The organism is Rhizobium sp. NZLR1b (assembly GCF_019685155.1).
Taxonomy (GTDB): domain Bacteria; phylum Pseudomonadota; class Alphaproteobacteria; order Rhizobiales; family Rhizobiaceae; genus Rhizobium.
This window is the reverse complement of the sequence record NZ_JABDWC010000031.1, coordinates 67,533-81,624: the sequence shown is the minus strand read 5'-3', so window position 1 is coordinate 81,624 and position 14,092 is coordinate 67,533. Positions and strand designations below refer to the sequence as shown.

The following is a 14,092-nucleotide window of genomic DNA, read 5'->3' as shown; positions in this document are numbered from 1 at the left end:
CGCCAGCCTCCTGCTCACGCAGCACACCGATGATCTGCTCTTCTGTAAATCTCTGCTTCTTCATTCGTCCGTCCTTCGTAAGGCCGGACTCTAATCAATTCTGGAAGAAATTCGCAGTGGCAGGTCACTCAGAGGTGCGTATTCAGTATATGACAATCGTTGCCGCTAGCGCTGAGGAGCTGGGCATCAACGGAATCAGCTACGTTGACCACTTCGATACAGTTGAAAAGGACCTTAGAGAATTCACCAGAATGGTGACCGGGGTGACAGCAAAGATTAAGCTGCGCAACTCTTCGGGCCGTGACGCGCTTTCCGTTAAGCTTGCCAACAAGACGAAAGGTCTCATTGAGGATCAACTAACCAAGCTCAAAACCTCCGTCGCGGATAGCAACCTCTCGGAAGACAAGAAGCTTCGCCTGCTGGGAAGAATTGAAGAGTTTCGTAATGAGCTGCACAAGGAACGCCTGAGGTTTGGCGTATCGCTGGCCGTATTGGCTTCAATCGGTGCCATGGTCGGTGGCGGAACCGCCTTCCTTGCTGACGCGCCCAATGCCATTTCGACCATCACCCACCTGATTGGCGTCGACAAGGAGAGTGAAGATGCGGAAATACTACGACTTGAAGGCCCGCCGAAACCAAAGCTTATTGCAGGCCCGGTGCTCCCGTTAAAGGGTTCGCGCTTGGCGCTAGCGGATGACGATCTACCGTTCTAGCAGTGGGCTCCCGCCGACTAAAAAGGGGTTCTCTCATGCGAGAGGTCTCCTACGTGCCAGCGTGCAGCGGCTTTCCCCCCTGCCGCCCCAGATGGGACCCACCTTAATTGAAGGATGCCACCGCCTCCCGCCATTCCCCTCAAGGAAGGCTCTGCTCCGCCATGGTGAGAAAGACGAGGGTCGAGGCCGTCATGTGCAGCATGTAGGCGGCCATATGGTCGGGGACGGTGGTAGGTGTCGCTCCCTGCCCGTGTCCGCTCTGCTTGTTGCGGCCCGTGGGGATGCTACTCTCCAGAAGCCCCCTGAGGTGGGCGAACTGATTTTGCCAGAACGGCGGCACTAGGCCCTTTTGGAAGAGGATGTTGATCAGTGCCTTGGCGTTGTCTCCGGCGTCATAGGTCCAGCCCCGCTTGTCGCAGATCGCCTTCATTGTGCTCTCGAATGCCTTGAGGCAGTCATTCAGTGCCTCCTTGTTCCTGCCTTCGCGGTAATGCCCATAAGCGTTCAAAAATTCCTGATGCGGGCCCGCATACTCCTTGGTGTTCAAGAGGCGCAGGGCAGGCTTCACGGCCTGCGCATGTATTAACTCCGAGTCTACCCGGACGATTTCCCCGTCAACGTATTGATACCCAACCGCATTCTCTTTGAACCTGATATTGAGGTCGGCAATCGCCTCATCGGCCCGCTCGTTGTATCCGCTCTTGTTCATATAGTCGAATGTGCGAGTTGAGTAATCGATAACTCGAAAGACAAGCTCAATTAAGTCTAAGCAAGTCTCAGCGTTTTGGGCTGCAAGAAAAAAGTCTCGTAGCTCGGTGTAATAACTATATTCCCTGTGCGCGGGTGGCAAAATAAACACGCCAAGCTCCTGCCGCAGTGTGGTGACGATTACACGATATGCTTGATCTGCCCGGCTGCTGCCATCAACATACCTCCTGTCCCCTAAAGCCTTATCGATGATGTGAATGATCTGGACGCGAAGCTGTTGCGGTATCTCGTCATATTTGTAGACATCTGCGCCTTCGCCCTTCTGGCGGGCCAGTCGTTTTGAATAAAGATCGTATACCGCCATGCGAATCGCCTCACCTCTTTGCCGAGTATTGAGCCACGGCCACACGCTTCCGTCCAGATGTCTGAATAAGCACCCTTCACAAACTACCTAACCGTCGTTACACTGTTTGGGAATAGGCAATCGAGGAAGGTCCTGCCCGTGTCCCGCTCAACAGCTTCAATCCTAGCCACCACCGCCCCGGCCAGGGGGCAACCCGATAGCCAGCCCCGTTACGTCTCCTACCTTCGCGTCTCTACGGCGCGTCAGGGAGCCTCAGGACTCGGGCTCGACGCCCAGCGCGAAGCAGTCGCAGCCCACATCCGAAGCCGCTCAGCGGGCTCCTGCGGCCACGCAGAACACCTTTGCGAATACGTCGAGGTAGAGAGCGGCAAGGCGAACAATCGGCCCCAGCTTCAGGCCGCTCTCAGACACGCCAAACACGCCAAGGCAACACTCATCATCGCCAAGCTCGACCGCCTCAGCCGCAATGCAGCCTTCTTGCTGGCTCTCCGGGACAGCGGCGCAAAGTTCGTCGCTGCGGATATGCCGGATGCGTGTGATCTTACCATCGGCGTTTTGGCGCTGGTGGCCGAACATGAGCGGAAGATGATACAGGCCCGCACCAAAGCGGCCCTTGCAGTCAAGCGTGATGCCTTGGCCCGTGAGCGGGCGCAATTAGAAGCGAAGGGGGAGGAGCCCGTAAGGCGGCTCGAAGACGGCACCACGCGTCCTCTGCGCTTAGGGAACCCGAATGGGGCCGCGTGCCTCAAGGGGATTGGCAACGGGGCGGCAATGGCGAGCGTCAAGGCAGGCGCTCAGGAGCGGGCTGAGGATTTCCGCGAAGTCTTAGGCGACATAGATCCCTCCTCAAGCATGTCCGCGCGGCGGCTGGCCGGGGAGTTGAACGCGAGGGGCTTCAGGTCGCCACGTGGCGGGCACTGGACGGCTCAGAGCGTGATCCGGGTGAGGGAGCGCTTAGCATCCGCGTAACTCGCCATTGGGGTCGCCAAGAGGGGATTTGGCGCAAAGGCCATAAGGGTAAGATTTTTCGTGGTGACCGCTATTCGAGGAATGAATTGGCCAAAAATAATTAGCCCGGACTATATGAGGAGGAAGCCCCGGGTCAGCCCCTAGCATGGCAAAAGTTTCCTCTGAGGGAGGCCGCCAAATTAGGGCCTATTATATGAAGGGCTGAGCTTCGAGCTTGCCTGTAAGGTGAATTAGGGCGGACTACATGAAGGACGCCACTTCAAGCTACGCTGGAGTTGCGTATCCTGAGCCGGACAACCAAAATGGCAATTAGAGCTGAGTACATGAGGGGGGCGGCTCGGAGCCTGCCATAGAGTTATTGCTCCTCGCCATTGGCCTGCAGAAAACGCATAGCTGAACTCGGAGCTATGCAGTCGCCCGAAGTTAGCACGGAGTACATGAAGGGGGAAACTCTAAGGTAACCTATAGTATTGCAGTAGGGGACTAGACCCTTATCATCATAGTCTCCTTGAGGTGTCCCCTTTAAGTTAGCCGCTAGGTCCTGCCTCTGAGCAGCCTACTAGCCTTCCCTATGCCCACCATGCAGGGACCGACCCAGAGCACGGGAAGATGGGGAGACCAGACCACTCCCTAAAGGCTCCCTGCCGCCCCCATTGAGGCCGCCCAAGGCCCCATACACAGAGACCTTCCCCCGAGATGTCATCGGTCCTAGGGCCACTCGGGCACTAGGTCTCTGCCGCAACCCAACACCCTACCGCCGAACCCCAGACCACCTCACCAACCTAACCGCAAGGTCACTTCTCGGAGCACTCAGCCCCGGAGCCGACCCATTGCGCCCAACAGAAAGGCTAACCCCTTATGACACGCATAGACATCCGTACATACGACCCCACCACCCCAGAGGCAGCGCAGGCACTCCTAGGCTACCTCAATGCCGCCACCAAGACCCTCAAGGGCATGAAGGTGATAGGGGAGACTACCCACCCCATCCCCAGCCCCGAAGACCTCCTTCAAGGCCTGCCTCAGGGCTCTCTCACCGCTGCCCGCTACGACCGCGAGGCCGGGCTTATTGCCTTCACCGTCAAGGACCGCAATGAGCGCTTCATCGAGCCCGAAGGCCTCCTTGTGCTTCGAGTCCTTTCACTCTTCAACGGGGGAGCATATCTCGACAAGAACCAGAAGGGTGGCGAGGAACTTCACTACCTCGAAGTGTTCTCCCGGCCCGGCATGGGTATAACCCTACAACGGCTCCTCGCGGATGCCCAGAAGGGAGAGCTAGTGAAGATGAGGGGAGACCACCACCTTCTCTCGGCCAGCAATCTCACCATTGTCCCCGGCCCTCAGCGGAGCGCAAGGGGACGCCGGGAGGCCTATGAAGCCGCCCTTGCGGATTACGATGAGCGGGCCACCAACTGGGGGCTCGCAAAGCTGCTCAGCAAGACCGACTATCTCGCCATGCTTCGAGGGGCCTTCCGGCTCTACGACATCAAGCACGGCCATAGCTACCTCAGGGTCGTAGGCGAGTAGCCAGACCCTTAGGCTGAGGCGGGGGGAGGATGTTGAAGGGGTTCGGCCCCTCTCTCCCGTCTCGGAGCCTACCGCCACCACCATGCCCCTACCTTCGAGGCTCCCACTCGGGCAGAGCCTTGACAGGTGAGGGGACCCCTATCCTCGCCATAGCCTCCCCGAGAGCCCTCAAGCCAAACCCGGAGCCGTAGCTCCGCCCAACCCCGCCGCCTCCCGCGTGGCCCGTCAAGGCATCATGAAGCTCCTCCGAGAGACCGGCATCCCGGGCCATCCGCTTGAAGCTGTGCCTCAGGGAGTGAAAGACGATTGATGGGTCTTTGATACCTACAGAGGTCCGCAGATAGCGATTGAACCACTTAGACCATGCCGTCGAGCGATAGGCCTCATCGGCAGACTTGAGGTCAGGCCACAGGCTGGCCGTGTCCTTGCGGTCCTTCTGAAGCCGGTCTTGGCGATAGCGGAGAAGGCCCAGCCTGATAAGTTCAGGATGCAACGGGACCTGCCTTCGGGAGCTTGCAGTCTTAATCGACCGATCACCCTCTGTCCCAATGTCGATGAACCACAAGCCGATCTCTGGGTCCTGCCTCAGGTCCCTAATGCGAAGCTGAGCGATTTCATTGAGCCTCGCCCCGGAGAAGAGGGCGATGAGCGGCAACCAATAGGCGGCCTCCCCGCCACCACCCAGCGGCCTTTCGCCCCTAGCATAGACCCCACTCCCAAGGAGTGCCTTGAGGTCCGCCTCAGAGAACGGCTCACGGCGATTGGCGTCATTGCGTTTGTCGATGGTGAGACCAAGCTTGGTGAAGGGATTGCTGAAGCCGGGGAGGCCATCCATCAAGCCCTCCCGCTCGCAGGCGCTCACGATGGCCGCCAAGAGGTTGAGATACTTGTTGACGCTTGCTGCATGAATGAGTTCCTGCCCACCACCCCCTGCCTTCACGAGAGCCCTGAGCGACATAGAGCGCTGCTTCCCGGTCAGTCGCGTGGGTATCTTCGCGAGCCCATTGGTGCGGAAGTCCCGCGCCTTTTCCTTGGTGATATCCCCTAGGCGCAGGTCCCCATGCCACTCCGTAAAGTACCTCACTGCCCTCTCCGCCTCTCTGACCGTGCTCGGGGATGCCTTCTTGCCGCCCCTTGCCGGGGTCCCCTCACGCCATGCCTTGAAGGCTTCCGATAGTGTCGGCCCCTTGGCTGGGCTAGGGCTGGGCGTTGGTACGTCCTCACCCTCCTGCCTCTTCAGCATAAGGTCATAGGCTTTGACGTGACCCCTAAGGACCGCAAGGCCTGCCTCACGGTAGTAAGATGATGAGGGGTCTATGGGATGGTTGCCAGCCTTGAGGTAGGCATGAAGCTCCGCCTTCACGATATCGGGGTTACGGCTGGCGTAGGCTGAGCGGTACTCCTTCGAAAGGGTCTCCGTCCAGTCTTGCTTGGCCTCAAGGTGACCCTCAGCCATCCCGAGCCGACCAAAGCCGGGGTCTAGGAGGTCCGGCCACTGCGCCCGCTCCTCTGGGGTTTGCATATAGCGCCGTGGGTCTCCCTGCTCCCTTTCGGCCTCGTCCTCCTTGAGCAAGGCGGCGGTGGTATCGGCCTCGATCTCTTCGACTGAAGGCAAGCGTAGTAGTGAGACCACCTCCTCACCCACTTCCCCTCTCTGGTAGCGCGAGGCCAAGGCGAAAAGGTCGATGACCCTCAGGGCCTCCCTCATGTCCTTGCGCTTGGCATCGGCAAAGTTGGTCGTCTTCAGGGAGACCGTAAGCTCTCGCTTGAAGCGCCCCGTAGCGGGATTGACGAGTTCTGTGAGGACGGCGGGAGCGTTCTTGGGCGCGGGCTTTCCGGCAAGCTCCTGAGGGAGCCGCTTGCGAAACTCGTAGATGCCTGAAGTCCGTCTCTGCATGTAGCTGAGCCCTGCCATCGAGTGTCCCACCTTTGTGCGATACCGTTGTGTACTAGGCGGCTCTCGCTAAGGTTCTGAAACCCTAGATGTTTTTCAGTCTCAATGCATTAGGAAAAGTATGGCGCACCCGACAGGATTCGAACCTGTGACCTTTGGAATCGGAATCCAACACTCTATCCAGCTGAGCTACGGGTGCATGCCGAAGGCGGTTTGAATCGCCTGTCCGATGGGTGGTTCTTAGCCTAGCTTGCGGCCGGCTTCAATCGCGAAATTCTCAGAAATACCGATGCTTGCGATTTGCAGGGTGTTTTTATTCGTCACCTATGGGAGCTGATATAAAAACTCCGCCGGCCTTGCGGGCGGCGGAGCGGGATTGTTGTGGGCAGGGCGCCTGACGGCGCTCAGATCTGCATGGCGCCGGGGCCGGGGATTGCCTTGGGCGGCACCTTGCCGAGGATGATCATGCCCAGCACTTCGTCCTTGGTCACATCTTCGGTGCGGGCGTGGCCCACGAGCTGGCCGTTCTTCATCACCGAGACGCGGTCGGCGAGGTCGAAGACGTCGTGGATGTCGTGGCTGATCAGGAAGATGCCGATGCCTTCCTTCTTCAGCTGCTTGATCAGCTCGCCCACCTGCGCCGTCTCCTGGGGGCCGAGCGCCGCCGTCGGCTCGTCCATGATCAGGATGCGGGCGTTGAAGAGGATGGCGCGGGCGATCGCCACCGATTGCCGCTGGCCGCCCGAAAGCGCCTTCACCGGCTCCTTGAAGCGCTTGAAGTTGGGGTTGAGCCGCCCCATCACCTCGCGCGCCGAGGCTTCCATCGCCACGTCGTCGAGTGTGCCCCAGCGGGTTTTCAGCTCGCGGCCGAGATAGAGGTTGGCAGCGGCGTCGACATTGTCGGCGACGGCAAGCGTCTGGTAGATCGTCTCGATGCCGTATTTCTTGGCATCGCGCGGATTGCGGATATCGGCCGGCTCGCCGTTGATCAGGATATCGCCGCTGTCGCGCTTGTAGGCGCCGGAGAGGATCTTGATCAGCGTCGATTTGCCGGCGCCGTTGTGGCCGAGAAGGGCCACGACTTCGCCGGGGTAGAGATCGACCGAGGCATTGTCCACGGCATGGATGCCGCCGAAGGAGATCGAGATGTTTTTCAGTTCCACGAGGGGAGTGCGTTGATCAGCCATGTTTAGGGCTCCTCTCACTTGGCACGGGAGCGATAGACGGTGTCGAGCCAGACCGCCACGACGAGGACGGTGCCGACGACGACGCTCTGCAGCGGTGTGTCGACATGCGCGAGAACCATGCCGGATTGCAGCGATTGCATGACGAGCGCGCCGAGCATGGCGCCGGCAATCGTGCCGGTGCCGCCCGCCAGCGACGTCCCGCCGATAACGGCGGCGGCGATGGTGTAAAGCTCGTCGAGCGTGCCCTGCGAGTTGGTTGCGGCGTTGAGGCGGGCGGTGGAAATCGCGGCTGCGATTGCCGCCAAAATGCCCATCAGCGCGAAGATGCGCACGGTCACCCAGCGGGTCTTGATGCCGGCGAGCTCCGCCGCCTCGGGGTTGCCGCCGATCGCAAAGACATAGCGGCCGAAGCGCAGCCGTGTGGCGATGAAGGTCATGATGATGCCGACGACGATGGCGATCAGCACCGGCACGGCGATGCCGTAGGGAATATCCAGGCCGGTTTCGGGCCAGGGAATATTGTTGGCCTCGGCATATTTCTTGGCGATGTTGATCGGCCAGTAATAGCTGTTGGCGATAGAGACGGCGCCGAGGATCAGCACGCAGCTGAGGGTGGCGAGGAAATATTCAGCCCATATCGGCCGGCGCGGAAAGCCGAAGCGGCGGCGCTGCCGGCGCGAGCCGATAATGCTGGCCACGACGAAGAGGCAGGCGGCGATGCCGACGATCCAGCTCCAGGTGGCGCCGATCGAGCCCTCTGCGCCGCCGCCCATGATGCGGAAGGTCTGGTCCATCGGCGCAACCGTCTGGCCGCTGGTCACAAGCCAGGTCGCGCCGCGCCAGACGAGCAGGCCGCCGAGGGTGACGATGAAGGAGGGAACGTTCAGGAAGGCGATGATGATGCCCTGGAAGGCGCCGATCAGGCAGCCTGCCGCAATGCCGACCAGCAGCGTGATCGCCCAGGTGAAGGGGCTGTCGAAACCGATATACTCCGGCAGGATTTTCGCCTGGGTCACGCCCATGATCATGCCGCAGAGGCCGAGCACGGAACCGACCGAAAGATCGATGTTGCGGGTGACGATGATCAGCACCATGCCGGTGGTCATGACGGCGATGTCGGTCGTCTGGACCGAAAGGTTCCAGAGATTGCGCGGGGTCAGGAACAGGCCGCCGGTGATGATGTGGAAACCGATCCAGATGATAACAAGCGCGCCGATCATGCCGAGCAGGCGTGTGTCGATCTCGGTCGCCCGGAAGAAGCGGGTCACCGGACTGGCTTCCGCCGCTCGCGGTCCGCTCGATGTCGTTGATTTTACCATTTCGGCCATGGGTTTGCCGTTCCCCCATTATGTTTGGACGGTGCGCCGGCGTGCCCAAAACCGTTGGCGGCGTCATTCGTCTGTTCTTCAACTGACCATCGCGATGCTTCCGGAAACCGTGGCGTGGCGTCGCGACACCCTTCCGGCAGGGAATGCAAGTCCGCGATGGTGCGGCGGGCGGAGAAAACTTCGTGGTTGGAGCTCTCATCCGCATCCGGCGCCGCAACGGTGTCTCCGCTGCGGCGCCGGCATTTCGTTCGAAGCGTGCTTACTTGCAGGCAGCGACAGCGCCGGCCTTGACGCCCTGGCAGGCTTCAGCCTTGGAAATCCAGCCGGCGTCGATGACGACGTTGAGGTTTTCCTTGGTGATTGCCTGCGGCTTCAGGAAGACAGAGTGCATTTCCACGCCCTTCGGGCCGCCCTTGAAGGTCTGGGCGCCGTCGATCTTGCTCATGTCCTTGCCGCCGGCGAGGTCGAGAGCGATTTCGGCAGCGCGGGTGCCGAGTTCGCGGCTGTCCTTCCAGACGGAAACCGTCTGCGTGCCGAGAGCGATGCGGTTCAGCGCTGCCTTGTCGCCGTCCTGGCCGGAAACCGGAACGGAGCCGGCAAGGCCCTGGGCGTCGAGAGCTGCGATCGCGCCGCCGGCGGTGCCGTCGTTCGAAGCAACAACGGCGTCAACCTTGTTGTTGTTGGCGGTCAGGAACTGCTCCATGTTGCGCTGAGCATTCTCAGGCAGCCAGCCGTCGGTATAGGCTTCGCCGACATTCTTGATCTTGCCGGCGTCGATCGCGGCCTTCAGCACTTCCTGCTGGCCCGAGAACAGGAAGTCGGCATTCGGGTCGGAAGACGAGCCCTTGATGAAGACGTAATTGCCTTCCGGCTTGGCCTTGAAGACGCCCTGGGCCTGCAGGCGGCCGACTTCCTTGTTGTCGAAGGTGATGTAGAAGGCAGCCGGGTTTTCGATCAGACGGTCATAGCCGACAACCGGGATGCCTTCAGCAGCGGCCTTTTCGATCGCCGGGCCGATGGCGTCGGAATCCTGGGCGAGAATGATCAGCGCGTTGGCGCCCTGCGAGATCAGCGATTCGACGTCAGTCAGCTGCTTTGCGGCTGAGGACTGCGCGTCAGCGGAAATGTACTTGGCGCCCTTGGCTTCGAGAGCCTTCTTGATCGCGGCTTCGTCGGTCTTCCAGCGCTCTTCCTGGAAATTCGACCAGGAAACGCCGACGACGAGATCGGCAGCCATGGCAACGGTATGCACGGAAACGAGAATGGCCGCCCCGGCCATCAGCTTCAAAATAGACTTCATAATATCCTCCCGAGTGAGTTGCGACCGGCCCAGCCCATGCTTCCTCCGGCCACCGCGAAAAGCTGTCCAGAAAAATTCGGATTATTTTCTCGACAGTCGAGAAATTTAGTGTCAGAGATTTTTTCAACTGTCAACACTGCACTGCCGGCTTAATTTCCCTTGCGGAACGGCGGCCGGAGATGCAGTGAGAACCGCGGGCGGAACTAGCAGGGGGAGAGGGCGGCATTCATGCTGACCAAGTCGAGCACGGAGCTGGTCCGGCAGAGAAACAGCGTGCTCGTGCTGTCCGTGCTGCGTCGCCACGGCGCGCTCGCCCATACAGAAATAGCCGATTCCACCGGACTTTCCTCGGCCACCATCTCGGCGATCACCGCCGATCTGGAACGCGCCCAGATTATCGAAAAATCCGAGCAGCAGGCAGCCAGCGGCCGCGGCCGGCCGCGCGTGCTTTTGCGCCAGCGGCGCGATTGCGGCTATCTCATCGTCGTCATCATCTCATCGGATGCGGTGCAATATTCGCTTGTCGATTATGCGGGCAAGCTGATCGATCGTTTCAGCGAGGAACGCTCGCATGATCCCTCGGGCGCGGCCCGCTTCGTTCAGGCGGTGCGCGCCGGGCTGTTGCGAATTCTCGATCGTTCGAGGATCACACAGGAAAAAGTGCTGTTGATCTCGATCAGCAGCAAGGGGCTGGTCAATTCCACAGAGCCGGTGCTCGTCTGGTCGCCGATCTTCGGCAGCGAGCAGATCGATTTCGAATCAGCGCTGCGGCCGGAATGGCAGGCCAAGGTGATCCTCGACAACGAGACGCTGCTGGTCGCCGCCGCCCTCGGCGCGCGCGAGGAGATCGTCAAGGGCGCCGATTTCCGCTCGCTCGCCGCCCTCTCGCTCGGCCACAGCGTCGGGCTCGGCATCGTCCGGCGCGGCAACCAGACACAGGAGATCTCGGCGCCCAATTTCGGGCACATGCTGCACATGGCGGGTGGCGGCCTCTGCCGTTGCGGCACACGCGGCTGCATCGAGGCCTATGCCGGCTTCTACGCCATCCTGCGCGGCGCCTTCGAAGTGCCGCTCGATACCATTCCCGCAAAATTCGTGCCCGTCGCCGAACTCGACAAAATCGCCGCCAAGGCCCGCCAAGGCCACCGCATCCCCGCCTTCGCCTTCCGCCAGGCGGGCCTAGCGCTCGGCAACGGCCTGTCGCGCATGCTTAGCCTGACCGAGCGCATGCCCATCGCCATCACCGGCCCCGGTACGCGCTATTACGACCTTCTGCGCCAGGGGATCGAAGAGGGTCTCGGCCAGTCGCATATCGTGCGCATGGAGGGCATGCCGGAAATCCGGGTGGTCGCCGATGAGCAGATCCTCGTCTTCGAAGGCCATCTCAACCGGGCACTGTCGGTGATCGACCAGGATATTGTAATTTCGGGGGGACAGGGTGGAGATTAGTGAGAGATCCTGCTGGCGCTTCGGCTGCGGCCGTGGATTGGAATGACGGAGGTTGAGGAGAGGGAACGGCAGGAGGCGCGGACTGGCAGGAGCGCCGCTGCATTCGTATCTGGCCATCCATCGCTGTTCTGCTGCGGAGGTCACCCCACCCAACCTCACCGCACCCGCACGCTGCTGAATTGCCTCAGCATCTCGCCTCCTGCCAGTCGCGTCCTCCCACTCTCCGTCATCCTCGGCCTTGAGCCGAGGACCCATGCCGCAGCCTCCGGCGAGGATGGGCAGGGTCGCATTTCCTCTTGTTCCCTCATTCCTGTGCTTGTCACAGGAATCCAGTGCGCCCAAGTCTTTGGGCGCGGGAGACGCTCTTCAAGGCCGATGGGTTCATTCACCGCGCAGACGCGCGGTGAATGAATTCCTGTGACGAGCACAGGAATGAGGGAGGGAGAGGTCGCGGCTCGATCCCGGTGCGTTGTGGCAGTCGGGATGACAGGCCGGTCTAGGCGCATTTACCCCCAAACGCAAAACGGCCGGGCAAACACCCGGCCATCCCACACATATCACCCGATCGAAAGCGAGCCGTCACCCAACCTTGACCAGCTTGCCTTCCTTCACCGACTGCACCGCCGCATCGGCAAGCGCTAGTGCTGCCAAACCATCGGCGCCCGAGGGCGAGATCTTCGTGCCCTTTTGGATCGCGGCGATGAAGGCGGCGATTTCGTTGGCGTAGGCTTCGGTGTAGCGGGTCATGAAGAAATCATGCAGCGGCGGGCGGGTGTAGCCGTCGCCGTTTGCGACTTCGATCGAGACCGGGCGCTGGTTTTCGGCCGCGGCCATGCCCTTTGCGCCATGCACTTCGATGCGCTGGTCGTAGCCATAGGTGGCGCGGCGGGAATTGGAGATGATCGCCTGCTTGCCGGATTTCGTCTGCAGGATCACCGAGACGCTGTCATAGTCGCCGGCCTCGCCGATCGCCTTGTCGACCAGCACGGCGGCGGTCGCCAGCACCGAGACCGGCTCTTCGCCGAGCAGGAAGCGGGCCATGTCGAAATCGTGGATGGTCATGTCGCGGAAGATGCCGCCCGAGCGCTTGATATAATCCACCGGCGGGGCGCCGGGGTCGCGTGAGGTGATCGTCACCATCTCGACATCGCCGATCTTGCCCTCGTCGATGACCTTGCGCACGGCCATGAAATGCGGATCGAAGCGGCGGTTGAAGCCGACCATCAGCTTGGCGCCGGTCTCTTCCACCACCTTCATGCAGGCCTTGACGCGGGCAACGTCGAGATCGATCGGCTTTTCGCAGAAGATCGCCTTGCCGGCGCGGGCGAAGCGCTCGATCAGGTCGGCATGGGTGTCGGTCGGCGTGCAGATGACGACGGCGTCGATATCCTTGGCGGCCTCGATCGCCTCGATGGTGCGGACCTCGCAGCCATAGGCCGAAGCAATGGCGTCGGCCGCCTGCGGAAAGGCGTCGGCGACGGCGACGAGCTTTGCATTGGCGTCGCCGCTGACGGCTTTCGCATGAACCTTGCCGATGCGGCCGGCGCCGAGAAGACCAAATCTCACTGTCATAGCAACCTCCCTTGAATTCGGAACAAACAAACCGAATTGCCAAAAATCTGGAATTTTCATTCCATTATCTGTGCGCGGCGTCAAGCCCGCGGCTCTTTCACATTTGCAAGATTCAAACTAAAGACAAGCGCCACACATGCCACCGGCAGTGTGACACATGCAAAGAGCAGTGCGACACATGCTAAGCGCAGTGTGACATATGCGACCGCGGGGTAGAGATGCAACTGATTGATCCGAACCATCCGGCATACCGGCGCCTTTGGGTGCGTGTTGCCATCGTTGCCGTCTGCTTCGGCTGGGCGGCGTTCGAGATTGTCGGCGGTGATCCCTTCTGGGCGGTGCTCTCGGCTGCGGCCGGCGCCTATTCCTTCTATATGCTATTCTGGACCTTCAAGCCGCAGCCAGAGGTCGCCGAGACGACCGCGGAGCCTGACGTTGGTGAAGAGGAGGAGCCGGCGGAGATATCCACCGTAAATCCTTCGAAGGACAGTAAGGCCGAGTAATCAGCGCAATCGCCGCAGCGCCTCGTCGATCAGCAGATTGGCGAGCATCATCCGCTTCGTCGCATTGTCGCGAAAGGGCAGGGCGACGCCGTCGGGGTGATTGGCGCGGGCGAAGGCGCGGCGCTTTTCGCTGAGCGTCAGCGGCGTGTCGGCAGCCGAGATCGCCAGCTCGGCGGCAACCTCCTGCGGTGTTGTCCGAGTCAGATGATCCGGCATGACGGGCTCAGGTTCCGGCAAAGGCGTTGGTTTGTCCACGATCTCAGCGGCCGCTTCGTGTTCCAGATTGTCGAAATAGGCCTGGCCGACGCGCTGCGAGGCGACCGAGACACCCTCCATGACATCGAAGGCAAGCCCGGTGCCGAGGCCGGCCACGCGATGGGCAGCGGGCGCCTCAGCGTCTTCATCCGTCTCGTCCTCCGCCTTCAGCCGCTCGAGGACTGATTGAAATACTGATTGTCCGAACAGCATCCGCCTTCCTTAAGTGCCCTCCGTTTTTCTACGAAACACGGAAGTGCTCTATCTTTTCAAACGCAATTCCGGACGCAAAAACCGCCGTCCACTTTTGCTGGAATTGCTCC

General features: G+C 60.8%; 12 protein-coding genes and 1 tRNA gene. 5 read left to right on the top strand and 8 right to left on the bottom strand.

What is annotated here, in order from left to right; all coding sequences use genetic code 11:
* Positions 1-713: hypothetical protein (locus HJB84_RS30010; RefSeq protein WP_221117697.1), on the top strand; the 713-nt coding region annotated here is incomplete at its 5' end.
* A 139-nt stretch (positions 714-852) separates the two neighbouring features.
* Here HJB84_RS30010 and HJB84_RS30005 read toward each other — a convergent pair.
* On the bottom strand, positions 853-1,785 hold the full coding sequence (locus HJB84_RS30005) for an STM4504/CBY_0614 family protein (RefSeq protein WP_221117696.1): 933 nt from the start codon (positions 1,783-1,785) through the stop codon (positions 853-855).
* A 138-nt stretch (positions 1,786-1,923) separates the two neighbouring features.
* Between HJB84_RS30005 and HJB84_RS30000 the strand changes: the two genes are divergently transcribed.
* A complete protein-coding gene (locus tag HJB84_RS30000) occupies positions 1,924-2,754 on the top strand; it encodes a recombinase family protein (RefSeq protein ID WP_311045008.1) in 831 nt (276 codons plus the stop codon).
* A gap of 858 nt (positions 2,755-3,612) precedes the next feature.
* Positions 3,613-4,281 carry a hypothetical protein gene (locus HJB84_RS29995; protein ID WP_221117695.1) on the top strand — a complete coding sequence of 223 codons (669 nt, stop codon included), beginning with the start codon at positions 3,613-3,615 and terminating at the stop codon, positions 4,279-4,281.
* A gap of 88 nt (positions 4,282-4,369) precedes the next feature.
* Here the strand turns inward: HJB84_RS29995 and HJB84_RS29990 are convergent, their stop codons facing one another.
* From HJB84_RS29990 to xylF, 5 genes are all read right to left on the bottom strand, one after another.
* Positions 4,370-6,196, bottom strand: a complete 1,827-nt coding sequence (locus HJB84_RS29990) for a site-specific integrase (protein WP_259671213.1) — start codon at positions 6,194-6,196, stop codon at positions 4,370-4,372.
* A 101-nt stretch (positions 6,197-6,297) separates the two neighbouring features.
* Positions 6,298-6,374 (bottom strand) — tRNA-Arg (locus tag HJB84_RS29985).
* A 205-nt stretch (positions 6,375-6,579) separates the two neighbouring features.
* Positions 6,580-7,362, bottom strand: coding sequence for an ATP-binding cassette domain-containing protein (locus HJB84_RS29980; protein WP_007630865.1), 783 nt, complete (start codon positions 7,360-7,362; stop codon positions 6,580-6,582).
* Between the two features lie 14 nt (positions 7,363-7,376).
* On the bottom strand, positions 7,377-8,690 hold the full coding sequence (locus HJB84_RS29975) for a sugar ABC transporter permease (RefSeq protein ID WP_221117694.1): 1,314 nt from the start codon (positions 8,688-8,690) through the stop codon (positions 7,377-7,379).
* Positions 8,691-8,949: 259 nt separating this feature from the next.
* A complete protein-coding gene (xylF, locus tag HJB84_RS29970; protein WP_207581410.1) occupies positions 8,950-9,990 on the bottom strand; it encodes a D-xylose ABC transporter substrate-binding protein in 1,041 nt (346 codons plus the stop codon).
* A 228-nt stretch (positions 9,991-10,218) separates the two neighbouring features.
* On the opposite strand from xylF, the gene HJB84_RS29965 reads away from it, so the two are divergent.
* Complete coding sequence (locus HJB84_RS29965; RefSeq protein ID WP_207581409.1) at positions 10,219-11,439, top strand: ROK family protein; 1,221 nt, start codon at positions 10,219-10,221, stop codon at positions 11,437-11,439.
* Positions 11,440-12,018: 579 nt separating this feature from the next.
* Here the strand turns inward: HJB84_RS29965 and iolG are convergent.
* Positions 12,019-13,011 (bottom strand): inositol 2-dehydrogenase, encoded by a 993-nt coding sequence (gene iolG, locus HJB84_RS29960; protein WP_207581408.1) that lies wholly within the window; start codon positions 13,009-13,011, stop codon positions 12,019-12,021.
* A gap of 218 nt (positions 13,012-13,229) precedes the next feature.
* On the opposite strand from iolG, the gene HJB84_RS29955 reads away from it, so the two are divergent.
* The gene (locus HJB84_RS29955; protein WP_221117693.1) at positions 13,230-13,514 is read left to right on the top strand and encodes a hypothetical protein; all 285 of its coding nucleotides are present in this window, start codon (positions 13,230-13,232) and stop codon (positions 13,512-13,514) included.
* On the opposite strand, the gene HJB84_RS29950 is transcribed toward HJB84_RS29955, so the two are convergent.
* Positions 13,515-13,982: a hypothetical protein gene (locus HJB84_RS29950; RefSeq protein WP_207581406.1), complete on the bottom strand. Its 468-nt coding sequence runs from the start codon at positions 13,980-13,982 to the stop codon at positions 13,515-13,517. It lies immediately after the preceding gene.
* Positions 13,983-14,092 lie beyond the last annotated feature (110 nt).